The sequence below is a fragment of the Methylobacterium oryzae genome, assembly GCF_036441375.1.
GTDB lineage: Bacteria > Pseudomonadota > Alphaproteobacteria > Rhizobiales > Beijerinckiaceae > Methylobacterium > Methylobacterium oryzae_A.
In genome coordinates this window covers 237,760-260,109 of record NZ_MLCA01000010.1, presented here as the reverse complement: position 1 = coordinate 260,109, position 22,350 = coordinate 237,760, and the positions used below count along the sequence as shown (strand labels likewise).

The 22,350-nt window shown below is 72.8% G+C and carries 19 protein-coding genes; 9 read left to right on the top strand and 10 right to left on the bottom strand.

Annotated features, from left to right (window positions below; all coding sequences use genetic code 11):
• Nucleotides 1-15 precede the first annotated feature (15 nt).
• Together lnt and MOTC310_RS19515 are read left to right on the top strand one after the other, a co-directional pair.
• Nucleotides 16-1,671 (top strand): apolipoprotein N-acyltransferase, encoded by a 1,656-nt coding sequence (gene lnt / locus MOTC310_RS19520; protein WP_419539942.1) that lies wholly within the window; start codon nt 16-18, stop codon nt 1,669-1,671.
• Nucleotides 1,668-2,912, top strand: coding sequence for an MFS transporter (locus MOTC310_RS19515; RefSeq protein WP_331302995.1), 1,245 nt, complete (start codon nt 1,668-1,670; stop codon nt 2,910-2,912). The genes lnt and MOTC310_RS19515 overlap by 4 nt, the downstream gene beginning before the upstream one ends.
• On the opposite strand, the gene MOTC310_RS19510 is transcribed toward MOTC310_RS19515, so the two are convergent.
• Together MOTC310_RS19510 and MOTC310_RS19505 are read right to left on the bottom strand one after the other, a co-directional pair.
• The gene (locus MOTC310_RS19510; protein ID WP_331302994.1) at nt 2,864-3,340 is read right to left on the bottom strand and encodes a cupin domain-containing protein; all 477 of its coding nucleotides are present in this window, start codon (nt 3,338-3,340) and stop codon (nt 2,864-2,866) included. The genes MOTC310_RS19515 and MOTC310_RS19510 overlap by 49 nt on opposite strands.
• An 89-nt stretch (nt 3,341-3,429) precedes the next feature.
• Nucleotides 3,430-5,019 (bottom strand): catalase, encoded by a 1,590-nt coding sequence (locus MOTC310_RS19505; protein WP_331302993.1) that lies wholly within the window; start codon nt 5,017-5,019, stop codon nt 3,430-3,432.
• Nucleotides 5,020-5,155: 136 nt separating this feature from the next.
• Between MOTC310_RS19505 and MOTC310_RS19500 the strand changes: the two genes are divergently transcribed.
• The 5 genes from MOTC310_RS19500 (at nt 5,156) to ilvA (ending at nt 10,803) form a co-directional block, all read left to right on the top strand.
• Nucleotides 5,156-6,091 (top strand): LysR substrate-binding domain-containing protein, encoded by a 936-nt coding sequence (locus MOTC310_RS19500; RefSeq protein WP_331302992.1) that lies wholly within the window; start codon nt 5,156-5,158, stop codon nt 6,089-6,091.
• A gap of 90 nt (nt 6,092-6,181) precedes the next feature.
• Nucleotides 6,182-7,672: an argininosuccinate lyase gene (locus MOTC310_RS19495; protein WP_331302991.1), complete on the top strand. Its 1,491-nt coding sequence runs from the start codon at nt 6,182-6,184 to the stop codon at nt 7,670-7,672.
• Nucleotides 7,673-7,782: 110 nt separating this feature from the next.
• Complete coding sequence (locus tag MOTC310_RS19490; protein ID WP_331302990.1) at nt 7,783-8,841, top strand: AbrB family transcriptional regulator; 1,059 nt, start codon at nt 7,783-7,785, stop codon at nt 8,839-8,841.
• Nucleotides 8,838-9,185, top strand: coding sequence for a diacylglycerol kinase (locus MOTC310_RS19485; RefSeq protein WP_331290103.1), 348 nt, complete (start codon nt 8,838-8,840; stop codon nt 9,183-9,185). The genes MOTC310_RS19490 and MOTC310_RS19485 overlap by 4 nt, the downstream gene beginning before the upstream one ends.
• Before the next feature lies 1 nt (nt 9,186).
• Nucleotides 9,187-10,803: a threonine ammonia-lyase, biosynthetic gene (gene ilvA / locus MOTC310_RS19480; RefSeq protein WP_331303375.1), complete on the top strand. Its 1,617-nt coding sequence runs from the start codon at nt 9,187-9,189 to the stop codon at nt 10,801-10,803.
• Between the two features lie 31 nt (nt 10,804-10,834).
• Here the strand turns inward: ilvA and MOTC310_RS19475 are convergent, their stop codons facing one another.
• The 3 genes from MOTC310_RS19475 to MOTC310_RS19465 form a co-directional block, all read right to left on the bottom strand.
• Complete coding sequence (locus MOTC310_RS19475) at nt 10,835-11,494, bottom strand: MgtC/SapB family protein (protein ID WP_331302989.1); 660 nt, start codon at nt 11,492-11,494, stop codon at nt 10,835-10,837.
• A gap of 82 nt (nt 11,495-11,576) precedes the next feature.
• The gene (locus MOTC310_RS19470) at nt 11,577-12,515 is read right to left on the bottom strand and encodes an EcsC family protein (protein WP_331302988.1); all 939 of its coding nucleotides are present in this window, start codon (nt 12,513-12,515) and stop codon (nt 11,577-11,579) included.
• A 25-nt stretch (nt 12,516-12,540) separates the two neighbouring features.
• Entirely contained in the window at nt 12,541-13,926 is a 1,386-nt protein-coding gene (locus MOTC310_RS19465) for an AmpG family muropeptide MFS transporter (protein ID WP_331302987.1), read from the bottom strand.
• 203 nt (nt 13,927-14,129) lie between these two features.
• Here MOTC310_RS19465 and MOTC310_RS19460 point away from each other — a divergent pair, with 203 nt between their 5' ends.
• Together MOTC310_RS19460 and MOTC310_RS19455 are read left to right on the top strand one after the other, a co-directional pair.
• On the top strand, nt 14,130-15,206 hold the full coding sequence (locus MOTC310_RS19460; RefSeq protein ID WP_331302986.1) for a histidine kinase dimerization/phosphoacceptor domain -containing protein: 1,077 nt from the start codon (nt 14,130-14,132) through the stop codon (nt 15,204-15,206).
• A gap of 57 nt (nt 15,207-15,263) precedes the next feature.
• On the top strand, nt 15,264-15,701 hold the full coding sequence (locus tag MOTC310_RS19455; RefSeq protein WP_331302985.1) for a response regulator: 438 nt from the start codon (nt 15,264-15,266) through the stop codon (nt 15,699-15,701).
• A 74-nt stretch (nt 15,702-15,775) separates the two neighbouring features.
• On the opposite strand, the gene mutS is transcribed toward MOTC310_RS19455, so the two are convergent.
• From mutS to MOTC310_RS19430, 5 genes are all read right to left on the bottom strand, one after another.
• Nucleotides 15,776-18,493 carry a DNA mismatch repair protein MutS gene (mutS, locus tag MOTC310_RS19450; protein ID WP_331302984.1) on the bottom strand — a complete coding sequence of 906 codons (2,718 nt, stop codon included), beginning with the start codon at nt 18,491-18,493 and terminating at the stop codon, nt 15,776-15,778.
• A gap of 142 nt (nt 18,494-18,635) precedes the next feature.
• Nucleotides 18,636-18,944 carry a hypothetical protein gene (locus tag MOTC310_RS19445; protein WP_331302983.1) on the bottom strand — a complete coding sequence of 103 codons (309 nt, stop codon included), beginning with the start codon at nt 18,942-18,944 and terminating at the stop codon, nt 18,636-18,638.
• Nucleotides 18,945-19,193: 249 nt separating this feature from the next.
• Nucleotides 19,194-20,051 carry an alpha/beta fold hydrolase gene (locus MOTC310_RS19440; RefSeq protein WP_331302982.1) on the bottom strand — a complete coding sequence of 286 codons (858 nt, stop codon included), beginning with the start codon at nt 20,049-20,051 and terminating at the stop codon, nt 19,194-19,196.
• 70 nt (nt 20,052-20,121) lie between these two features.
• Nucleotides 20,122-20,325 carry a hypothetical protein gene (locus MOTC310_RS19435; RefSeq protein WP_331290111.1) on the bottom strand — a complete coding sequence of 68 codons (204 nt, stop codon included), beginning with the start codon at nt 20,323-20,325 and terminating at the stop codon, nt 20,122-20,124.
• A 101-nt stretch (nt 20,326-20,426) separates the two neighbouring features.
• The gene (locus MOTC310_RS19430) at nt 20,427-22,160 is read right to left on the bottom strand and encodes a patatin-like phospholipase family protein (RefSeq protein WP_331290112.1); all 1,734 of its coding nucleotides are present in this window, start codon (nt 22,158-22,160) and stop codon (nt 20,427-20,429) included.
• Nucleotides 22,161-22,350: the final 190 nt, after the last annotated feature.

Sequence of the window (22,350 nt, the reverse complement as noted above, 5' to 3'; positions counted from 1 at the left end):
GCGGCCGGCGCACCGATGCGCGGGCCGATGCGGGGGCCCATGTCCGGTCCGGAGCCGGCGCGCGTGCCCGGCGCCGCGCTGGCGATCGCGCGCCTGACCGGTTGGCGCCGGCTCGGGCTGGCCTGGCTCGCCGGCGCCCTCGGCGCGCTGGCCATGCCGCCCTACGGTATCCTTCCGGCCCTCGCGGTCTCGCTGACGGTCGCGGTCTGGCTGCAGGACGGGGCCGCCGCCGACCGGACCACCCTCCGTCGGTTCTGGCCCTGCTTCCTGATCGGCTGGGCCTGGGGCTTCGGGTATCTGACCGCCGGGCTCTGGTGGCTGGGCCAAGCCTTCCTCGTGGAGGCCGACGAGTTCCTCTGGGCCCTCCCTCTGGGCGTAATCGGCCTGCCTTTCGTCCTCGGCCTGTTCTACGGCGCCGGCTTCGGCGCCGCGGGCCTGCTGTGGGGCCGCGGCGCGGCGCGGATCGCCGCCCTCGGCTTCGGGCTCGGCGCCGCCGACTGGCTGCGCGGCCACCTGTTCACGGGCTTTCCCTGGAACACCCTCGGGATGGCGCTGGCCCAGAACCTCTGGTTGATGCAGTGGGCGGCCGTGATCGGGCTCTACGGCCTGTGCATCCTGGCCGTGCTGGTCTGCGCGGCGCCCGCGACGCTCGCCACCGGCGCGAACCCCCGCGCCCGGTTCGGGCCGAGCGCCGCCGCCGCCATCGTGCTCATCGGCATGGCGCTCTACGGCGCCGAGCGGCTGGGTCCGCCCGACCCGGCGGTGTCCGGTGTCCGGCTGCGGCTGGTCCAGCCCAACCTGCCCCAGGATGCCAAGTTCAGGCCGGAGAACCGGGCCGACATCGTCGACCGCTACATCGAGCTGAGTCAGCGCCCGACGGAGGCCGGTGCGCCGGAGCCGACCCACATCGTCTGGCCGGAATCCGCCTTCCCGTTCCTGATCCAGCGGGATCCCGACGCGCTGGCCAAGGTGGCGGCGGGCCTGAGGCCCGGACAGCAGCTGATCACGGGAGCGGCCCGCGCCGAGGAGCCGCTGCCGGGCGAGCGCCTGCGCTTCTTCAACGCCGTCATGGTAATTGGGCCCGACGGCAGGATCTCCGACAGCTACGACAAGGTCCACCTCGTTCCCTTCGGCGAGTACCTTCCGGCGCCCCTCGACGCCGCCCTGCGCGCCGTGGGCCTGCGCCAGTTCGTGGCGATCCCCGGAGGATTCTCGGCGGGGTCGCTCGCCGGGCAGCGGATCCTGACGGTCCCGGGTCTGCCCCCGGTGGCGGCGACGATCTGCTACGAGGCGATCTTCCCGGGCGCGATCCTGCCGGCCGGCCGCGCCGCGCCGTCGCTGCGGCCGCCGGGCCTCATCCTGAACGTCACCAACGACGCGTGGTTCGGCGACACGCCCGGGCCGCGCCAGCACCTCGCCCAGGCGCGCCTGCGCGCCGTCGAGGAGGGCTTGCCCCTCGTCCGCGACGCCAATACCGGGATCTCCGCGGTGATCGATCCGCACGGCCGCATCGTCGCCCGCACGAAGCTGGACGAGGAGACGTGGCTCGACGCGGATCTGCCCGCCCGCATCGTCGGCGGCACGCTCTACGGCCGGTTCGGCGACGCCGCCTTCGCTCTGATGCTCGCCGCCTGCCTCGGCGGAGCCGTGATCGCGCGGCGGCGGCCGTGAGTTCGGAGCGCGCCATCGCCAACCGTTTCCTGCTCGGCCTCGCGCTGATGCTGGTCGCGTTCAACCTGCGTCCGGCGCTCAGCACGGTCGGCCCCCTGCTGGCGACGATCCGGGACGGCACCGGCCTCGGCGCCGGCGGTGCCGCCATCCTCACGACGCTGCCGGTCCTGTGCCTGGGCATCGCCTGCGCGCTGGCCGCGCCGCTGATCCGCCGGATCGGGCCCGATCTCGCGGTGCTCGCCGGCTCGACGATCCTGGTCGCCGGCCTGACCCTCCGCGGCTTCGGCGGCCTCGTGCCGCTCTTCGCCGGGACGGCGCTGGCGGCCATCGGCATCGGGCTCGACAACGTGCTGCTGCCGGCACTGGTGAAGCGCGACTTCTCCGGCAACGGCGGCCTGATGACCGGCCTCTACACCATGACCCTGTGCCTCGGCGCCGCCGCGGGCGCCGGGGCGTCGGTGCCGGTAGAGCACGCCCTCGGGGGCGGCTGGCCCTCCGCCCTGGCGGTCTGGTCGCTGCCGGCCCTCGCCGCGGCCTTCGTGTGGGTTCCGTTCGCCCGCCGCACCGCCTCGACCGCGGCGCCCTCCGCCGGGCGGCTGCTCCGCGACCCGCTGGCCTGGTGGGTGACGGGGTTCATGGGATTGCAATCGTCGCTCGCCTACATCCTGTTCGGCTGGCTGCCGCTGTTGCTGCAGGGCCGCGGCCTGACGCCGTTGAATGCCGGGCTCTACGCCTCCCTGGCGACCCTGGTTCAGGCGCCGGGGGCGCTGCTGGTCGCCATGCTGGCCGCCCGCGCGCGCGACCAGCGCGCCTGGATCGTCGCGATCCCCGGACTCACCGCCGCCGCCTTCCTGGTCCTCGCCCTCGGGGCGGAGTCGTTGCGGATCCCCGCGGCCTGCGCGCTGGGCTTCGGCATCGGCGGCTGCTTCGGGCTGGGGCTCACCCTGATCGTGCTCCGCGCCGCCGATGCGGCGAGCGCGGCCGGCCTCTCCGCCATGGCGCAGGGGATCGGCTATACCGGCGCCTGCCTGGGCCCCCTGATCTTCGGCCTCGCCCACGAGGTCACCGGGGGATGGGGGGCGCCCACGGCCCTGTTCGCCGGCATCGCCGTTGCGGCGATCCTGATCGGCCTCGCCGCCGGCCGCGACCGGAAGGTCAGCGCGGCCGAGCCGGGAGGGCTGGACGCGGCGTCTCAGCCGCCGATGTCGCTCCAGCCCGCGAACCCGGCCAGCGGTTCCTGATCGTAGCGCGCCATCAGCTCCGTCATCGCGGCCTGATCGGAGAGGCGCCCCTCCGCGGCCAGCTTGGCCAGCCCCTCGAAGAAGCCCTCGCGACCGAGGGCCGGCGCGAAGCTGAGGGTGAACCGCGCCGGCCGGTCCCCGCGATTGGCGAAGGCGTGCGCGACGCCGGGCGGGATCAGCGCGAAATCGCCGGGGCCGAGGTCGTGATCCGCGCCGTCCACGTGGAGCGCGAGCCGTCCGGCCTCGACCGAGAACGTCTCGGTCAGCCGGGCGTGCCTGTGCAGCCCCGCCCCCGGCGCGCGCGGATCCATGTCGATCCGGTAAATGCCGAGGCCGTCGCCGGTCTCGTCGCTGCGCGCGAGGTAGGAGACCCGCATGCCGCCGATGACGGCGTTCGGGCCCGGGCCACGGTGCACGAGGCTCGCCATCGCCGCCCTCACTCCGATCCTGCCGAATGAGAAAGCCCCGCGCGGCCGAGTGACCGCGCGGGGCGTGATGCCGGTCGAGACCGCGAGACTTACTCGGCGGCGACCTTATGGGCCTGCGAGCCGTCCGTGTAGGTGTCGGACTGCAGGCGCTTGCCCGGGGCGGCGCGGCCCGGCAGCGGCGGCAGCGCCTTGGCCTTCTCCAGATCGATCCCGGCGCCCTCGGCGACGCGGCGGCCGTAATCCTCGTCGGCGTGCCAGAAGTGCCAGACCATCCGCAGCTGGATCGGCTCCGGGCACTGCTTCATGTCGCCCACGAGGTTGGCGATCAGGTCGTCGCGCTCCCAATCCGCGAAGGAGCGGTAGCGCACGCCGGCCTGGGTGTAGTCGTCCTCGGTCCGCGAGGTCTGGTACCGGCCGAGATTGCCCCGGACCGGCTGGTGGTAGTCCTTGGCGGGCTTCGGCGCCTCGCGCAGGCCCTCGGCCAGCGTCGACGGCTCGTAGTTGATGTGCTTGTTCGGGCCGGTGCCGTCGACGCCGTAGGCCATCTGACCGTCGCGCTGGTTCGAGTAGACCTTCACGCCGGGCTGCGGCGCGTTGATCGGCAGCTGGAGGTAGTTGGCGCCGACGCGGTAGCGCTGCGTGTCCGAGTAGGACAGCGTCCGGCCCTGGAGCATCTTGTCGTCCGAGAAGTCGATGCCGTCGACGAGCACGCCGGTGCCGAAGGCCGACTGCTCGACCTCAGCGAAGAAGTTGTCCGGCACGCGGTCGAGCACCATCCGGCCGCAGGGCAGCAGCGGGAACTGATCCACGGGCCACAGCTTCGTGTCGTCCAGCGGGTCGAACGACAGGTGGTCGTTCGGGCCGTCCGGCATGATCTGCACGGCGAACTCCCACTCGGGGAAATTCCCGGCCTTGATGTTGTCGTAGAGGTCGCGGGTCGCGTGGCCGACGTCCTTGGCCTGGATCTCCGACGCCTGCTGCGAGGTCAGGTTCCGGACGCCCTGCTTGGGGATCCAGTGGAACTTGCAGAGCACCGCCTCGCCCTGGTCGTTGACCAGCTTGTAGGTGTTGACGCCCGAGCCTTCCATCTCGCGGTAATTGGCCGGGATACCCCAGGGCGACTTCAGGTGCGTCACCATGTGGATCGACTCGGGGTGCTGGGCCACGAAGTCGAAGAAGCGCCACGCCTCCTGGCGGTTCGTCACCGGATCCGGCTTAAACGCGTGGATCATGTCGGGGAACTTGATCGCGTCGCGGATGAAGAACACCTTGAGGTTGTTGCCCACGAGGTCCCAATTGCCGTCGACGGTCTTGAACTTGACCGCGAAGCCGCGCGGGTCGCGCTCGGTCTCGGGGCTCTCCTTGGCGCCGGCCACGGTGGAGAAGCGCACGAACATCGGCGTCTTCACGCCGGTCTCGTTGAGCACGCGGGCGCGGGTGTACTTGGAGGCCGGCTCGTTCCCGATCTTGCCGTAGGCCTCGAAGTAGCCGTGGGCGCCGGCGCCGCGGGCATGCACGACGCGCTCCGGGATCCGCTCGCGGTCGAAATGCGTGATCTTCTCGATGAACTGGTAGTTCTCGAGCGTCGCGGGGCCGCGCTCACCGACCGTGCGGGTGCTCTGGTTGTCGCGGACCGGATGGCCCTGGCGGGTGGTCAGGATCGGGCGTTGATCGCTCATGCGTACCGTCTCTCCGTTCTGCGAAGGCTCTGGGTGGACAACGGGGTCAGCCTGGAACCGTTCTGGTGAAGGGTTATGACCGCGCCATGACCCCGAGGCAAATGCATCGTTGCAAAGGTTCTGATAGGCGTAGCCTATGAACCTGGCCGGCCTGTCGCTCCGCGATCTCGAATACGTCGTCGCCGTCGCCGACGAGGGGCATTTCGGCCGGGCCGCCGAGCGCTGCAACGTTAGCCAGCCGACGCTGAGCGTGCAGATCCGTAAACTGGAAACCGCCCTCGGCCTGACTTTGTTCGAGCGCTCGAACCGGCGGATCCTGCTGACCGAGGCCGGGCAAGCCATCGTCCGGCAGGCGCGGATCGTCCTGGCCGAGGCGCAGCGGCTTCTGGCACTGGCCAGCGAGGGCCGCGGCTCGCCGCTCACCGGGCGGCTCGTGCTGGCGGCGATCCAGACGCTCGGACCCTACTTCTTCCCGCTGGTGCTGCGGCCGCTGCGCGAGCAGTACCCGCTGCTGATGCTGTCGCTGTCGGAATCCCGGACGGCCGACATCGTCGAGGGTCTGCGCGACGGCCGCATCGACGCGGCCCTGGTCTCGCTGCCCCTGGCCTCGCACGGGCTCGCGGTCTCGCCGCTCTTCGTCGAGCCGTTCTGGCTCGCCTGCCCGGCCGAGCACGCCCTTGCTCGGGGCGGCGCGCTCTCGGCGACCGAGATCGCGGGGCCGGACCTGCTGCTGCTGGACGAGGGCAACTGCCTGCGCGACCAGACGATCGCGGCCTGCGGCGCGGGCTCGTCGGTGGGCCGCCACGCCACCAGCCTGGAAACGCTCCGCTCGATGGTGGCGGCCGGCGCCGGCTACACGCTGCTTCCGGCGCTGGCGGTGCCCGCCAATCCCGATCCCAGCGGGCTGACCGTCACCCGGGCCTTCGACGTCGACGGTCCCGGGCGCACCATCGCGCTGGTCTGGCGGGCGAGCGACCCGCGGGCCGCCGGCCTCGCGAGCCTGGGCGCCTTCTTCCGGGCGCACGCGCCAGCGGGCACGGCCGCCTGCCGCGATGGGGAGGCCGTCGCCTGAGCCGCCGCGGACGCCCACCTTGAGCGGTTGTGAATAGGAAGAGGGGCCGCGACCGGTCTATCAGGAGGGGTGATGACAGGGAGCGGCTCGATGCGGCGCACGATGGTCTGGGCCGTACTGGCGCTGCTGATCCCCGCGGGCGCGCGGGCCGAGCCGAAGGACAGCTTCGCCCGGATCGACCAGATCAACCGCGCCTCCCTGGTGATGACGGTGGAGACCGGCATCGTGCCGCGGGCGCTGGGCGCGACCGTCGCCCGCGCCCTCGACCAGGTCGCTGCCGACGCCGCCAAGCCGGGCGCCGAGCGGCCGGACGATTACCTGCGGATCGAGCCGCTGATCACCGCCATCGCGGGGGCCGACGCCACGCGGATGCATTCCGGGCGCAGCCGCCAGGACATCATCCCGACGGTGCTGAAGCTCGAGCAGCGCGACCGTCTCCTGAACCTGGCCAAGGCGCTCGACGAGACCCGGGCGGCCCTGCTGGCAGTGGCCGAGCGCGAGGCCGACACGGTCGTGCCGGCCTACACCAACGGGGTCCAGGCCCAGCCGACGACGCTGGGCCACGTCTATCTCGGCTACGCGGCGGTGCTCGCCCGCGACACGGACCGCGTCCGGGAGAGTTGGACGCGCCTGAACCTGTCGCCCCTGGGCGCGGCCGCCCTCGGGACGTCCAGCTTCCCGGTGGACCGCGACCGGCTGGCCGCGCTCCTCGGCTTCGCGGCGCCGGTGGAGAACAGCTACGATGCCGGCCAGCTCGCGCCGATGGATATGGGGCTGGAACTGACCGGGCTCGCGGCGAACCTCGCCACCACGGCCGGCAGCTTCGCGCAGGATCTCTACGCCCAGTACCACCAGACGCGGCCCTGGATCCTGCTGCGGGAGGGCGCGCTCACCGGGCCGAGCAGCATCATGCCGCAGAAGCGCAATCCGGTCGCGCTGTACAGCCTGCGCATGAAGGCCAGCGATGTCGTGGGGGCCGCGCAGGCCTTCGTCATCGTGGCGCACAACGTCGATTCCGGAATGCCGGACTACAAGCGCAACCAGGCCGAGCCGCCGGGGCGGACCCTGGCCGAGGCCGCCGAGATGTGTCGGCGCTGGACCCGCGTCCTCGACGGGCTGGTCGTCGACCGCGCCCGCGCCGCCGACGAGGTCGCGGCGGACTACTCCACCACCACCGAGCTCGCCGACACGCTCCAGCGCGAGGCGGACGTGCCGTTCCGGCTCGGCCACCACTTCGCCTCCGAACTCGTGAGCTACGGCCGCGGCCACGACCTGCGCCCGGCCGATCTGCCCTTCGCCGAGGTCCGGCGGATCTACGCCGAGGCCGCCGCCGGGTCGGGGCTGAAGCCGGACCTGCCCCTCGACGAGGCCCGCTTCCGGGCGGCTCTGTCGGCCAGGGGCATGATCGACGCCGCCAAGGGGCTCGGCGGCCCGCAGCCCGCCGAGGTTCGGCGGATGCTGGCCGGCGCGCGCGCCCGGCTGGACGCCGACCGGGATTGGGTCGACGCTCGGCACAAGGCGCTGGCGGAGGCCCGGGCGCGCCTCGACGCGGCCTTCGCGGCCCTGACGCGCGAGCCCTGACCCCGGCGCGGGGGCGCCGCGCCGAAACTCTGCCGTGACAGGGCCAATATTGCGGTATAGCGCGCGGCTGACGCCTGCCGGCTGACGCGGGCCTCTCCCGATCGGTCGCCTTGCCCCCTCTCCGCACTCTCGGCCTCTGGGCCGCCCTCGCCGCCGCGTCCGCGGCCGTGTCGTACGGCCTGATACAGGCGCAGTTCCCGGCCGCGCTCCTGCTCGGGCCGATGGTCGCGGCCATCGCCTTCGGTGTCGGCGGTTCGCGCCTCCGCGTGCCCCGGTCCGCCTTCCAGGCCTCGCAGGCGGCGATCGGCTGCCTCGTGGCGCACGCCGTCACCGGGCAGATCGCCCAGACGCTGATGGAGGACGGACCGCTCATCGTCGCGGTCGTGATGGTGACCGTCGCGGTCAGCGGCCTCGTCGGCTGGATCCTCACCCGCCTGCGCGTCCTGCCCGGGACGACCGCGGCCTGGGGCTCCTCCCCCGGCGGGGCCTCCGCCATGGTGGCCATGGCCGAGGATTTCGGCGCCGATCCGCGCCTCGTGGCCTTCATGCAGTATGTGCGCGTCGCCGCCGTGGTGTTCTCGGCCTCGCTGGCGGCCCGCTTCCTGATGGAGACGCCGGTTCCGGGGGCGTCGGCCGGTGCCGGAGAGGTCACCGGCCCGCTCTCCCTGCTCGCGACGCTCGCGGTCGCCGTCGTGGGCGCGGGCGCGGCCCTCGCCCTGCGGGTGCCGGCCGGCGCGCAGGTCGGCCCGATGGTGCTCGGCAGCCTGCTCCACGCCACCGGGCTCGTGCGCATGGCGCTGCCGGTGCCGCTCCTCGAGCTCGCCTATGCCTGCATCGGCATCTATGTCGGCCTGCGCTTCACCCGGGAGACGCTGCGCCTGACCGTCACCGCGCTGCCCGGCATCCTGGCGGCGACCTTCTCGGTCATCGCCCTCTGCGCCGCCTGGGGCTGGGGGCTGACCCTGCTGCTGCCCATCGACCTGCTGACCGCGGTGCTCGCCACCAGTCCCGGCGGCCTCGACTCGGTGGCGATCATCGCGGTCGGCTCGAAAGCCGACGTCTCCTTCGTTCTGGCGGTCCAGACGCTGCGCCTGTTCGTGGTGCTGCTCACCGGCCCGCTGCTCGCCAAGTGGATCAGCCGGTCCGTTCCGGAGGCCGCCATCCGATGAACGCCCTGGTTCTCGCCTTCCTCAATTCCTGGCGCGGCCTGCGCCACGGGGCGCGCACCGAGCGCGCCGTTCGGCAGGAACTGGTGCTCCTGGCCCTGGGCATCCCGGTCGCGCTGCTCCTCGGCGCGACGCTCTGGGTGCGCGTCGCCCTGATGGTGAGCCTGCTGCTGATGCTGGCCGCCGAGTTCCTCAACACCGCCGTGGAGAAGCTCTGCGACCACGTCCATCCGGGTCATCACCCGATGATCGGCACCGTGAAGGACCTCGCCTCCGCCGGCACCTTCATGGCGCAGATGGCGGCCCTGCTCGTCTGGGTGGCGGCGCTGGTCGAGCGGCTGGGCTGATCTGCCTCGCGCCGGGCGCGCTCGCATCCGGGGGCCGGAGGGTCTATCTGGCCCCCACAGCCCTGCGCATCGGCCGAGACTCCACACCGTGACGGACTACATCCGCAAGATCCTCACCGCCCGCGTCTACGACGTGGCGATCGAGAGTCCCCTCGATCCGATGCCGCGCCTGACGCAGCGGCTCGGCCGGCCGGTGCTGCTGAAGCGCGAGGATCTCCAGCCGGTCTTCTCGTTCAAGCTGCGCGGCGCCTACAACAAGATGTCGGGCCTGAGCGCGGATCAGATCGCCCGCGGCGTCGTCTGCGCGTCCGCCGGCAACCACGCGCAGGGCGTGGCACTCGCCGCCGCCAAGCTCGGCGCGCGCGCCGTGATCGTGATGCCGCGCACCACGCCGTCGATCAAGGTCGATGCCTGCCGGGCCCGCGGCGCCGAGGTCGTGCTGCACGGCGACGCCTTCGACGAGGCGCTGGCGCAGGCCAAGATCCTCGAGGCCGAGCAGGGCCTGACCTTCCTGCACCCCTTCGACGATCCGGACGTGATCGCCGGCCAGGGCACCATCGGCAAGGAGATCCTGGAGCAGCATACCGGCCCGATCGAGGCCATCTTCGTGCCGGTGGGCGGCGGCGGCCTGGCCGCCGGCATCGCCACCTTCGTGAAGTACCTGCGGCCGGGCACCAGGGTGATCGGCGTCGAGCCCGAGGACGCCGCCTGCATGGCCGCGGCGCTGGCGGCCGACACCCGGGTCAGCCTGCCCAGCGTCGGCCTGTTCGCCGACGGCGTCGCCGTGCGGCAGGCCGGCGAGGAGACCTTCCGGCTCTGCCGCGAGCACCTCGACGAGGTCATCACCGTGGACACCGACGCCATGTGCGCCGCGGTCAAGGACATCTTCGACGACACCCGCGCGGTCTCCGAGCCCTCCGGGGCGCTGAGCCTCGCCGGCGCCAAGATTTACGCCGAGCGCGAGGGTGGCGACGGCACGCTGATCGCGATCTCGTCGGGGGCGAACCTGAACTTCGACCGCCTGCGCCACATCGCGGAGCGCGCCGAGATCGGCGAGCAGCGCGAGGTCCTGATCGGCGTGACGATCCCGGAACGTCCGGGCGCCTACCGCGCCTTCATCCAGGCGCTCGGTCCGCGCGCCGTCACCGAGTTCAACTACCGCCACGCCCCGGGCTCCGAGGCGCAGATCTTCGTGGGCATCAACGTCGGCGGCGGCAAGCGCGAGAAGCAGGAGTTGATCGGCTCGCTGCGCGAGGCCGGATACCGCGTCCTCGACATGAGCGACAACGAGATGGCCAAGGTCCACGTCCGCTACATGGTCGGCGGCCGGGCCGTGGGGGTGGCGCACGAGCGCCTGTTCCGCTTCCAGTTCCCGGAGCGGCCGGGCGCGCTGATGAAGTTCCTGGAGGCGCTGGGCCCGGACTTCGACATCACGCTGTTCCACTACCGCAACCACGGCGCCGATTACGGCCGGGTGCTCGCCGGGATCGCGGTGCCGCCGGCCGAGCGCGCCCGCTTCGACGCCGTCATCGAGGCGCTCGGCTACCCGGCCACCGACGAGACCGAGAACCCGGCCTACCGCCTCTTCCTCGACGGCGAGGGCTCCGGGGCGATCTGAGCACCGGCGGCTCGCCCCACGTCACCCGCCGTCAGCTCTCCGCCACGTCGACCGAGGTGACGTCGGGCATCGCCCGCAGCTTCGCCGCGATGGTCTCGAAGCTCGTGCGCGACAGGCGCACGAAGGTGACGGTGACCTCGTCGTGGTCCGGGTCGGGGCCCGGATGGACCGTGAAGGTCCGGACGCGCGAGGCACGCTCGCCGGTCGCCGCCTGGAGGGTGTCGATCGACATCGTGCCCTTTCGGACCGTCAGCCGCAGCGTCTGGGCGCGCATCCGGTCGCGCCAGCGCTCCTCGAAGGGCTTCACGCCGGCCAGGATGCCGACGATGAGCGCCGTCGCGGCGAGCGCCGGCACGTAGAGGCCGCTGCCGATCGCCAGCCCGATCGCCGCCACGCCCCAGAGGCTCGCCGCCGTGGTGAGGCCCTTCACGACCTCGCCGCGCAGCAGGATCGTCCCCGCGCCGAGGAAGCCGATGCCGGAGACCACCTGCGCGGCGATACGGGAGGGGTCGAGCACCACGTGCTCGGCGCCCAGCACGTCGGCGAATCCGAAGGCCGAGACCAGCATGATCAGGCAGGAGCCGACGCAGACCAGCATGTGGGTCCGCAGGCCGGCCGCCCAGAGCAGGCGCTCGCGCTCCAGGCCGACCACGCTGCCGAACAGGGCCGCCAGCGCCAGCCGGGCCACCATCTCGCCGTTGCCGATCAGAGCCGCCTCCGTGCCTCCGCCCCGTGCGGATTGCGCGGATCCTTGCGGCTTTACCGCGGGCGGATCAAGCGATCCCGAGGGCCGCCTTCTCGACCTCGTAGGCGGCCCGCACCGCGGCGGCCCCGTAGGCGCGCTCCAGGCGCCGCACGGTGAAATGCGCCCGCGCGGTCGACTGGAAGTGGTTCATGAAGGCGGTGTTGACCGCCGCGCCGCCGAAGGCGCCGAGGATCGGCACCGCCTGCGCGGCGACCTTCTGGGAGACGACCAGACCGAAGCGCGCCGCGATCTGGGCGGTGAAGCGGATCAGCGCCGGCGCCGACTGGTCGAGGAGCGTCTTGCTCCCGGCGTAGCGGGCCGCCTCCGACAGGGTCTTGGCCAGGGCGGCCCGGACCGCGAAGTAGCCGCTCTCGGTGAGCGCGGAGCCCGCCTCGGCCTCGGCCACGGCCCGGCCGCCGAGGGCGAAGACCTGCACGCAGGCGAGCGCGCCCTCGGGCGTCTCCAGATCCTCCCCCTCCTCCCGGGCGATCTCGGCGATCGAGCGCAGCATCAGCGTGGTCGAGACCGGCAGTTCGACCGCCACCGTGGCGAGCCCGAACGCGCCGCCGACCGCGCCCGAGAGCGCCGCCATCGCCTTGTGCTTGGCGTCGCCCGAGCCGAGCAGCCGCGCGAGGCGGCCCTCGGCCTTCGCGGCGACGGCGCCGAGACCCTCGCCCTCGGCGGGGACGAGCTCCTTGCGGGGCAGCGTCGCCAGGGCGACCCGCAGCGCCCCCCGCATGGCCACCTCGGTGCTGCGGCTGACTGCCTCGGTGACCGGGGCCGGCAGCGACCGGCCGATGATGTCGAGGGGGGCGCCGGCCGCCGCGGAGAGCCGCGCCGCGAGGCTCGGGCGCTCCAGCACCTCCACGGCCCGGCGTAGGGCGGCGAGGTCCGCGTCGCTCAGCACCGTCTCTGATGTCTCCGCCGGCAGCGTCTCGCCGGCGAGGGTGAGGTCGCTCGTGCTCATCCGTGGATCCCTGGATCTGTCCCGCTCACGCGGCCCCGGGGGCGCGCGCCGTGGTAGGAAGCTCGGGCCCCGGGATGCGGTTCCCCGTCTCCTGGGCCTCCCGCGCCGGCGCCGCGGCCTCCGCCTGCCCGGTCCGCCGCCCGACCGCGACGCACAGCACCAGGACCGGGATCCCCACGAGGGAGGTCATGACGAAGAAGGCCGGATAGCCGATCGCCGCGACCACGAAGCCCGACGAGCCCGCGATCAGCTTGCCCGGCAGCGCGTAGAGCGAGGAGAACAGCGCGTACTGCGTCGCCGCGTAGGCCGGGCTGGTGAGGCTCGACATGTAGGCGATGAGCACGATCCCGGCGAAGGAGCCGCAGAAATTCTCGACGGAGATGGCCACCGTCAGGCGCCAGATCTCGGGCGCGCCGGCCGCCAGCCACGCGAAGGCGAGGTGCGAGGATGCGGCCAGGAAGGCGCCGAGCAGCAGGGTCGGGAACAGGCCGAGCCGGGCCAGGGCCCAGCCGCCCGCGAAGCCGCCCGCGATGCCGACCCAGATGCCGTAGAGCTTGGTGACGGTGGCGATCTCCTTCAGGTCGAAACCCAGCGTCCGGTAGAGCGGGCTCGCCATCACGCCGGACAGGAAGTCGGGCAGCCGGAACAGGGCCACGAGCAGGAGGATGCCCCAGAGCGCGCCGCCGAAGCGGCCGTGCAGCTCGGTCAGCGGCTCCAGCACGGCGTGGCGCATCGACCAGAACCGGGAGCGGCCTAGCGTTTCCGCCTGAACCGTGCGCGGCCGGTCGAAGGCCGGCGCCAGCAGGGCGGCGATCATCCCGACCAGCATGAGCGCGGCCATGATCAGGTAGGCCAGCGTCCAGCCCCCCGCCGAGGCGATGAACAGCGCGCCCGCGCCGGCGGAGATCAGGCCGAGGCGGTAGCCGAGGTTCGAGGTCGCCGCCAGAATGCCCTGGAAGTCGCTGCCGGCGGCGTCGATGCGCCAGCCGTCGATCACCACGTCCTGGCTGGCCGCGCAGAACGCGACCAGGAAGGCTCCGAGGCCCAGCAGCGCGAGGTTGGTCTTGGGGTCCGAGAAGGCCATCAGGATCAGGCACAGCGCGACCGCGGCCTGCGTGGTCACCATCCAGGCGCGCCGCCGCCCGAGCCGGGCGCTCAGCACCGGCACGTTCAGGCGGTCGATCGCGGGCGCCCAGAGGAACTTCAGCGAGTAGGGCAGCGCGACGTAGCTGAACAGGCCGATCGCCCGCACGTCGATGTCCGAGAAGGCGAGGCGGAGCGTGAAGGTCCCCAGCACGAGGAGCAGCGGCAGGCCGGACGAGAATCCGAGCGCCAGCATGAGCGCGATCCGCCGGTCCTCGACGATGTCGCGGAGCCGGAAGCGACGCATCGCCTGTGGCTGGTTCGCCATGGCATGGAACTCCTGAGCCTGCGTGGCCTTGATCCCGCGAAATCGTGGCAGCCTTACGCCGCACCTGTCTTCGCTGGATCGTGCTGTCTTGCGCCCCAATCTTGGTAGAAGCTTGCTTAACGCGGTGTCCACGTCCCGCGGTCGGAGCGCGATGGTGGCGCCGCCGGACGAACGGGGCCACCGCCTGACCGTGGAATGATGCGTTGAGTGCCCGATCCGAGACCGGTCCGCCCCTCGCGACGCTCGTCGACGCGTTCGCGTCGAGCCCGTCGCCGATGGTCATCACCGATGCCCGCGCCCCCGACAACCCGATCGCCTGGGCGAACGACGCGTTCCTGACCGCCACCGGCTACGCCGCCGACGAGATCGTCGGGCGCAACTGCCGCATGCTGCAGGGCCCGGCCACGGACCGGTCGACTGTGGAGCGCATCCGCTCGGCCGTCGAGGCCGCCGAGCCGATCTCCGTGGAACTGCTGAACTACCGCAAGGACGGGTCGTCCTTCTGGAACGCGATGACCATCACCCCGGTGCGCGACGCCGAGGGGCTCGCCTACTTCTACGCCGCGCAGGCGGACATGACCCATGTCCACCAGATGGAAGTCTCGATGCGCGGCACCAACGACGAGCTGGAGCGCCTCGTCGCGGCGCGGACCCACGACCTGACCTCGGCGCTGGAGCAGAAGACCGCCCTGCTGCACGAGGTCGATCACCGGGTGAAGAACAATCTTCAGGTGATCTCCTCGCTGATGCTCCTGAAGGCCCGGCGCACGCCCGAGGGCGAGGCGCGGGACGCGCTCCAGGGCATGGCGGAGCGGATCGGCGCCCTCTCGACGGCGCACCGGATGCTCTACTCCGAGGGCGACTGCACGCATTTCAATCTCGGCGACTTCGCGGCCGAGTTCCTCGCCGACATGAATGCCGGCCTGGACCCCGCGCTGCGGCGGGTGGAGGCCGATGTCGAGCCGATCGCGGTCGCCGCCGCGATGGCGGCGCCGCTGGCGCTGCTGATCCACGAACTGACGGCGAACGCCCTGCACCACGCCTTCCCGGACCAGCGGGAGGGCCGCGTGTCGATCGTCGCCCGCCGCACTGAGGTCGGGATGCACATGACGATCCGCGACGACGGCGTCGGCGTCGCCGCGGCGGCTCCGAACCCGGCGGGGTTCGGGCGCAATCTCGTGGAGATGGTGGTCCGGCAGATGCGCGGGACCATCGCCTGGGCGGATGCCGGTCCGGGCACGAGCGTCGAGATCGACATCCCGCTCCGGCCGCCGGCTTGAGAAATCGACGTGGAGGCTTCAAGCTCGCCGGCCGCGGGGCCGAAGGACGAAGATCGCATGGGGACCGGAAACGCCGCCGCGGACGCCGCGCTCCGCATCCTCGTGGTCGAGGACGAAGCGCTGATCGCCCTCGAGCTGGAGTGCCTGCTGGACGATCTCGGGCACGTCACGGTCGGCGTCGCCGGCAACGCGACGGAGGCCATCGCGATGGGCCGGTCCACCGCGCCCGACGTCGCCCTCGTGGACATTCATCTCGTCGACGGCCCGACCGGCATCGAGGTCGCCCGGGCGCTCTCGGCCGACCGGCGCACCACCGTGGTGTTCATGACCGCCAACGCCAAGCGCATCCCGGCCGATTTCGCCGGGGCGATCGGGGTGATCGCCAAGCCCTATTCCGAGCGCGTCGTGGCCAGCACCCTCGACTACGTCGCCGATCGCCGGGCCGGGCGCGACGGACCGGCCTGCCCGGACGGGTTCTCGCCCGCGCCGGTCTGAGGCGGCGCCGGGCGGGTCGCCGCCGCGGCGCCTCGCGGCCCTAGCCCCGGTCGCCGCCGCGGCGCCTCGCGGCCCTAGCCCCTGCCCGTCCGCTCGCGCTTCAGCCGGTAGAGCGCGTCCAGGGCCTCCCGGGGCGTCAGCGCGTCCGGATCGATGGCGTCGAGCAGCGCGCCCAGCGGATCCTCCGCCGGCGGCTCCGGCGGCGGCGGGGGCGCCAGGGCGGCGAAGAGCGGCAGGTCGTCGATCCGGGCACGGGCGGGGCGGCCCCGCTCGGCTTTCTCGAGGCTCTTGAGGATCGCCCCGGCGCGGGTCACGACGCTGCCGGGCAGCCCGGCGAGCCGTGCGACCTGCAGTCCGTAGCTCCGCTCGGCGATCCCCGGCACGACCTCGTGCAGGAACACGACGCCGTCCCGGTGCTCGGCCACCTTCAGCGTCGCGTTCTCGAGCCGCGCCAGCCGGTCGCCGAGCGCCGTCAGCTCGTGGAAATGCGTGGCGAAGAGTGCCCGGCAGGCATTCACCTCGTGGAGATGCTCCAGGCAGGCCCAGGCGATCGACAGGCCGTCGAAGGTCGCGGTGCCGCGGCCGATCTCGTCCAGGATCACCAGGGAGCGCCTCGTCGCCTGATTGAGGATCGCCGCGGTCTCGACCATCTCGACCATGAAGGTCGACTGCCCCCGGGCGAGGTCGTCGGCGGCGCCGACGCGGGAGAACAGCCGGTCGACCCGGCCGATCCGCGCCTCCGCGGCCGGCACGAAGGCGCCCATCTGGGCGAGCACCGCGATCAGCGCGTTCTGGCGCAGGAAGGTCGACTTGCCGCCCATGTTCGGGCCGGTGATCAGGCGGATCCGGCCGCGCGTATCGCCGGACAGGTCGCAATCGTTGGCGATGAACGGCTCGCCGGCCCGGCGCAGGGCCGCCTCGACCACCGGGTGGCGGCCGCCGACCACGACGAAGCTGAGCGATTCGTCGACCACGGGACGCCGCCAGTCGAGTTCGACGGCGAGCTCCGCGTGGCTCGCCGCCACGTCGAGCCCGGCCAGCGCCTCGGCCACCTCGGCGATGGGCTCGGCCCGGGCCAGCACGCGCGCCGCGAGGTCGTCGAAGACGGCGGCTTCCAGGGCCAGCGCGCGGTCGGAGGCGCCCGAGATCTTCGACTCCAGCTCGCCCAGCTCGACGCTGGTGAAGCGCATGGCGTCCACCATGGTCTGGCGGTGGACGAACTCGCTCTGCAGGCCCTTCAGGCACGCCTCGCCGACGGATTGCGGGACCTCGATGAAGTAGCCGAGCAGGTTGTTGTGCTTGATCCGCAGGGTCCGGCAGCCGGTCTGCTCGGCGTAGCGCGCCTGCAGGGCCGCGATCACCTTGCGGGAATCCTGGCCGAGGGTCCGCGCCTCGTCGATCTCGGGGTGGTAGCCCGCGCGCACGAAGCCGCCGTCGCGCCGGCTGAGAGGCAGGTCGTCGGCGAGTGCCGCCGCGAGGGTGGCGATGAGCTCGGCGTCGGCCTCTGCCAGATGCTCGGCCAGCCGGGCGAGATCCTCCGGGAGTTCGGGAATGGCGGCGAGGCGGGCGCCGAGATCCGCCGCCACCGCGAGGCCGTCGCGGATGGCCGCGAGGTCGCGCGGGCCCGCGCGGCCGAGGCCGGTCCGCGACAGCGCCCGGGCGAGGTCGGGGGCCCGGGCCAGGGCGTCGCGCAGGCCGCCGCGCAGGCGCGCGTCGTCCACGAGATACGCCACCGCCGCGTGCCGCCGCGCGATGGCGTCGAGATGGGTCAGTGGGCCGGCGAGGTGCTCGGCCAGCAGCCGCGCGCCGTTCGCCGTCACGGTCCGGTCGATCGTGGCGAGCAGGCTCCCCACCCGCTCCCCCGACAGGGTGCGGGTGAGTTCGAGGTTGGCGCGCGTCGCCGCGTCGATCGCCAGGGTCGCGCCGCCGTCCTCGCGGGTCGGGACCGCCAGGGGCGGACGGGCCGCGAGCTGCGTCCGGGCGATGTAGAGCAGCGCCGCCCCGGCCGCCGCGATCTCGGCCCGGGTGAACTGGCCGAACCCCTCCAGGGTCGAGACCCCGTACTGCTCGCGCAGGCGCCGCTCGGCGGCGGCGGGCTCGAGCTCGGCCTGGGCCAGGGGCACGATGGCGGCGCGGCTGTCCTGCCAGATCCGCGCGAGGGAAGGATCGGCGTGGATCGCCTCGGACAGGACGATCTCCCGCGGATCGTGCCGGGCGATGGCGCCCGACAGGTCGCCGCCCGCGACCTCGCTCAGGGAGAACCGCCCGGTGGAGATGTCGACCGCGGCCAGCCCGTAGGCGACCGCCCCCTCCCCGGTCTTCCGGCGGCCGATCGCCAGGAGCAGGTTGGCGCGGGCCGGGTCGAGGAGCCTGTCCTCGGTGATCGTGCCGGGGGTGACGAGGCGCACGACCTCGCGTCGGACCACGGATTTCGGCCCGCGCTTCTTGGCCTCGGCCGGATCTTCGGTCTGCTCGCACACCGCGACCCGGTGGCCGAGGGCGATGAGGCGGTTGAGGTAGTCGTCGGACCGCTCGACCGGCACGCCGCACATCGGGATCTCGCTGCCCGCGTGCTTGCCGCGCTTCGTCAGGACGATGCCGAGCGCCCGGGACGCGATCTCCGCATCCTCGAAGAACAGCTCGTAGAAGTCGCCCATCCGGTAGAACAGCAGGCAGTCCGGATTGGCGGCCTTGATCTCGATGTACTGCGCCATCATCGGCGTCGCGCCGGCCGGGTCCAGGCCGGGCGTGGGCGTCGTATCGGCGGCGGGGCGGACGGCGGTTCGGGCCATGCCGCCTCTTAGCAGAGCGTCGCCGGCGAATCAGGCTGCGCGAACCGACGCGGCTGGGGAGAAGGCGCTCCGAAGGCGCATCACCGGTGGATGGCGCCCGGATCCCGCACACGCGGCGCGGGGTCCGGGCGCGGTTCGGATCTCAGTAGCGCGGGCCGCCCGTCGTGTTGCCGAGCTGCTGCTGGTAGCCGGGACGCGACGGGTTCCGCGCGTTCGGGTTGCCGTGGCGCATCGTGTTCATGCGCCGCATCCGGCGCTCGTGCCGGGTCGAGTGATGGCGGTGCATCCGGTGATGATGCATGCGGTGGTGCCGGTGCATCGCCACGGTCTCGACCATGTCGGACCCGGCGAAGTTCGGCTGCGCGATCGCGGGCGCGGCCTGCGACGCCGCGGTCCCGGCCAGAAGGCCGCCGAAGACCACACCCGCGGTCAGGAGAGAACGAAAAGACATCGTGGAGTAGCTCCGATCAGCCGTTATGAGCCACCACCTAAGAGACAAATGCTCGACATGTTCCGGGCTGTGGGGTGAAAAATAAGACGCGGCCTGTGCACGGCGCGACCATTACCGCTGCGCGCCGCGCGTGACAGGGCGCGCAGCCCCCGTGTCTGTCGAAATCTTTGCGGGCACCGAAGGTTATTTTTGCAACTTGCCCGCGAGAAGCGTCCCGCGCCGTGCGCGAAGCCGCGGGGTGCAGGCGGCTCAGCGCAGGAACGCGCGGAGGTCCGCGTTGACGGCCTCGGGTTCCTCGTGGGCGAGCCAGTGGCTGGCCTGCTCATACCAGCGGATCCGCCCCGAGTCGCAGAATGCCAGGCTCGCTTCCGCCAGGCCGGGTTGCAGCGCGGTGTCCCGCCGCCCCCAGAGGATCAGCACCGGGACCCGCACGCGGGGCGGTTGCTCCCGGGGCAGCTGCACCAGGGCCCGGTACCAGTTCAGCATGCCCGTCATGGCACCGGGCTGGAGCCACGCCGCGACATAGCGGTCGAGATCGGCCTGCGCGAAGGCGCCGGGCCGGCTGGAGGTCGTCAGCGCGCGCCGCAGGGCACGGCAGCGATCCGCCGTGAGAAGTCGTTCGGGCAGGCGCGGCAGCTGGAAGAGGCCGACATAGGTGCTGCGCAGCCACTGGCCGGGATGGTGCCGCATGTAGGCGCCGACGACGGCGGGATGCGGCGCGTTGAGAATGGCCAGCCGGTCGATCCGCTCGGGGTAGCGGCTCGCCACCCACCACGCGACGAGACCGCCCCAATCGTGGCCGACCAGCCGCACGGTGGGAGCGCCGCAGGCGTCGGCCAGCGCCAGGACGTCGGCTGCCAGCCGGTCCAGTTGATAGGCGGCGATCCCCGCGGGCTTGTCGCTGAGTCCGTAGCCGCGCTGATCCGGGACGATGATCCGCAGGCCCTCTTCCGCGAGCGGCCCGATCTGGTGGCGCCAGCCGTACCAGAACTCCGGGAAACCGTGCAGGAGGATGGTCGGCGGCCCCGTCTCGGGACCCGCCTCGGCCACGTGCAGGCCGACCTCCGGTAACGCGATCCGGCGAAACTTCACTCCCGCGACGCTCATCCCCTCGCGCGCTCCGTCATGCCCGCTCTCCCCTGCGGCGGGAACGCGCGCGTCTGCCGGTCCGATCCGCTCAGAAGCCGAGCGTGGCGCAGCCGCCGGCTTCCGGGGAGAGCTGATCGCGCAGGCGGTCCGGCGCGGTCCGCGTCCACAGGCACAGCAGCACGAAGGCGGCGCCGTGGAGAAGGGTGTGCGGTGCGGATCTGTCGGCCGCGGTGCTCCGGTCCCGCGCGGACTCGGGCGCGGTGCCGGTCAGGGGCGTGGCGAGGTGGGTCATGGCTCCGATCTCCGTAGGACGTCTCGCGGCAGAGATCGTCGCCGGACGCCCGGGGTTACAGGGCCGAGGATGCCGGGCGTGCGCCTTCGCACGCGGACATCTCAGCGCACAGGGTCGAGCCAGCGCGCGAGGGCGCCGGTCGCGATGCCGGCGCGGGTTTCCCGGTAGCCGAGTTCCGCCGACTCGCGGAAGCGCGACCAGGCCCGCAGGTCGATGCCGGAGAGCTGAGGCTTGAGCACGGCGGTCGCGTGGGCCGCCGCCATCAGGCTCTGCGCGTCGCCCGACACGGTGGCGGCGCGCAGAAGCAGCGGTGCCAGTCCCGGCATCGCCAGCGGCGAGCCGATCAGCTTGCGCATGAGCCGGCCGCTCCAGCCGCGCTGCGGCATGTCCTGGAACGCCCGGTCGGTCCCGACATCGACGGCCAGGACCGGGCCGCGCTCCAGCGCGGCGGCGACGTCGGCCGGGAGGTTGTTCATCATGCCGCCATCGACGAGGACGCCCTCGTCGCAGAGCACGGGTGGCAGGAGGCCGGGGATCGCGATGCTGGCGCGCAGGGCCTTCGGCAGGTCGCCCGAGCGGTGCACCATGGTGTTGCCGGTCGTCAGGTTCGACGAGACGCAGAAGAACGGCAGCCAGAGATCTTCGATGCGGACGCCGCCGTAGCGCGCCGCGAGACCGGCATCGACCTTGGCGCCGCGGGTCAGCGCGTGCAGCGGCAGCGTGTAGTCGTTGATCGGGTTGCTGGTGGCGAAGAACGCCTCGATCTGCGCCTGGATCTCCGCGACGCTCCAGCCCATGGCGAGGCTCGCCGCGATGATCGCCCCCATGCTGGTCCCGCCGACGAAGTCGGGCGCGCACGCGGCCTCGTCGAGGGCCTTGAGCACCCCGAGATGGGCGAGCCCCCGCGCCCCGCCGCCGCCGAGGACGAGGCCCCGCGCCGACCCGCTGGCGAGCCGCGCGAGGCGATGCAGGTCCGCCCGGTCGCCGTCCCGGACCTGGACTCGCATGGCCGCGGGCAGCGCGGCGACCTCCGGATGGAGGGCCTTCGGGCGCCGGGCTCCGGGATCCTGGCGCACGACGAGATCCATGCGGATCCAGTCGGAGCGCACCCGGTCCAGATAGGCCGCCGCGCCCGGCCGCGGCGGCGCGCCCGGCTCGGCCAGGAGCAGGACGTGGTCGCCCCGCCGCTGGCTCTGCCGGCACCAGGGGCAGTCGATGTCGTGCGCCGCGAAGATCGTGCGCGCGTGGTCGCCCTCAAAGGCCTGGAACCACGCCTCGTCGGCCCCCTCCGGCCAGTCGGTGAGGCAGCCGGTCTTCCCGGGCAGCAGGGCGTCGAAGGCGGCGGCGAGCTGCCGCGCCACCCGCGCCGGATCGGGCCCCTCGGTCACGGCCAGGATCGTGAAGATCCGCGGCGCGTGGTGGACCGAGTAGCCGTCGTAGATCGCGCGCAGGCGGTCGGCGAGCATCCGGGCGAAGTACAGGAGCGTGTGCGGGTGCTCGGCGATCACCGCCTCGAAGGCGCCGCGGGTGAGCTGCAGGAGGTGCGAATCGCGCAGCGCCATCACGGTCGCCGCCCGCGGGGCGTCCGACAGCAGGGCCATCTCGCCGAAGGTCTCGGGCGGCCGCAGGCGCGCGATCCGGGTCGGCCGCCCGGCATGGTCGCGGGCCGAGACGCCCACCGCGCCGGAGACCAGCGTGTAGAGGGCGTCCCCGGTCTCGCCCTGCTCGAACAGGGTCCGGCCGCCCGGCACGGCCACCGGCACCATGCGGGCCCGCACGGCCGCGACCGCCGGCGCGTCGAGCCCGGCCAGGAACGGGATCTCGGCTGCGCTCACGCCGGAACCGCAGCGTCGATCGTCCTGCGCAGGCCTGCCGGTGAACCCAGCCCCATCGTTCCGTTCCCGTCCCCGTGTCCCGTCTGTTTCTCACCACCATAACGCATGGCGGGCGCCGACACGCCCCGTGACCGCGGCCCGCATCTGAAACGCCGACGCCTTCGCGCGGTGGCGGCCATCCGCTACAGGC